Source organism: Streptomyces sp. NPDC047081 (assembly GCF_040643775.1).
Taxonomy (GTDB): Bacteria; Actinomycetota; Actinomycetes; order Streptomycetales; family Streptomycetaceae; genus Streptomyces.
In genome coordinates this window covers 1-1,740 of record NZ_JBEYUY010000074.1, presented here as the reverse complement: position 1 = coordinate 1,740, position 1,740 = coordinate 1, and the positions used below count along the sequence as shown (strand labels likewise).

The window sequence follows — 1,740 nt, the reverse complement described above, 5'->3', positions numbered from 1 at the left end:
CCCATGCCGATCTCGTCGCCGTAGTACAGGATCGGCGAGCCGGGCAGCGACAGCAGGAGAGCCGTGAACAGCTCGATCTGGTTGCGGTCGTTGTCGAGGAGCGGGGCGAGGCGCCGACGGATGCCGATGTTGGCGCGCATCCGCGGATCCTTCGCGTATTCGGCCCACATGTAGTCGCGTTCCTCGTCGGTGACCATTTCGAGGGTGAGCTCGTCGTGGTTGCGGAGGAAGATGCCCCACTGGCAGTTAGACGGGATGGCCGGGGTCTTGGCGAGGATTTCCGAGACGGGGTAGCGGGATTCCCGGCGTACGGCCATGAAGATCCGCGGCATGACCGGGAAGTGGAAGGCCATGTGGCATTCGTCGCCGCCGCTTTGAAAGTCGCCGAAGTAGTCGACGACGTCCTCGGGCCACTGGTTGGCCTCGGCCAGGATCACCGTGTCCGGATACATCGCGTCGATCTCGCGCCGGACCCGCTTGAGGAACTCGTGGGTGGCCGGGAGGTTCTCGCAGTTGGTGCCCTCCTGCGCGTACAGGTAGGGCACGGCGTCGAGGCGGAACCCGTCGATGCCCAGGTCCAGCCAGAAGCGGAGGGCGGCCAGGATCTCCTCCTGCACCGCTTGGCTCTCGTAGTTGAGGTCGGGCTGATGGGAGAAGAACCGGTGGAAGAAGTACTGGCCGCGCACCGGATCGAAGGTCCAGTTGGAGGCCTCGGTGTCGACGAAGATGATGCGGGCGTCCGCGTACTGCTTGTCGTCGTCGGCCCACATGTAGTAGTCGCCGTAGGGCCCGTCGGGATTCTTCCGGGACTCCTGGAACCACGGGTGCTGGTCGCTCGTGTGGTTCATGACGAAGTCGATGATCACGCGCATGCCGCGGTGATGGGCGGCGTCCACGAATTCCACGAAGTCCGCGAGATCACCGAATTCGGGGAGGACGGCGGTGTAGTCGGAGACGTCGTAACCGCCGTCCCGCAAGGGCGATTTGAAGAAGGGCGGCAGCCAGAGGCAGTCGACGCCGAGCCACTGCAGATAGTCCAGCTTCGCGGTCAGGCCTTTGAGGTCGCCGACTCCGTCGCCGTTGCTGTCCTGGAAGGAGCGGACGAGGACCTCGTAGAAGACCGCCCGCTTGAACCACTCCGGGTCACGGTCCTTGGCGGGGGTGTCCTCGAAAGTGTCCGGGACGGGCTGGTTGACAGTCATGAGGCTCTGACCCTCCGATCGATGGCTACGCGGACGACCGCTGGACGTGGAGCACGTGTGCCGGGGTCCGACCGGGTTCCAGGCGCACATAGTTGTTTCTGCCCCAGTGATAGGTCTCACCCGTCAGTTCGTCGTGCGCCGACAGGAATGCGTGCTGTTCCAGGCCGAGTCGCGGCATGTCCAACGAGACCGTGGCCTCCTGGGTGTGGTGAGGGTCGAGGTTGACGACGACGAGGACCGTGTCCGGGCCGGTGGTCTTGCTGTAGGCGATGACCATGTCGTTGTCGGTGGCGTGGAAGTGCAGGTTCCGCAGCCTGTGCAGGGCCGGGTGACGTCGCCGGATCGCGTTGAGCCTGGTGATCAGGGGCGTGATGGTGCGGCCCTCGCGTTCGGCGGATTCCCAGTCGCGCGGGCGGAGTTGGTACTTCTCCGAGTCCAGGTATTCCTCGCTGCCGTCGCGCAGCGGGATGTTCTCGCACAGCTCGTAGCCGGAATACACGCCCCAGGTGGGGGAGAGGGTGGCGGCGAGGACGGCGCG

At 65.2% G+C, this 1,740-nt stretch carries 2 protein-coding genes; both read right to left on the bottom strand.

Features of this window, described 5'->3' with window-relative positions; translation table 11 throughout:
- Positions 1 to 1,202, bottom strand: a 1,202-nt coding sequence (gene treS, locus ABZ848_RS49495; protein ID WP_360843729.1) for a maltose alpha-D-glucosyltransferase, incomplete at its 3' end; no start/stop codon positions are given.
- Positions 1,203 to 1,227: 25 nt separating this feature from the next.
- The coding region (locus tag ABZ848_RS49490) for a DUF3459 domain-containing protein (protein ID WP_360843727.1) at positions 1,228 to 1,740 on the bottom strand (513 nt) is incomplete at its 5' end.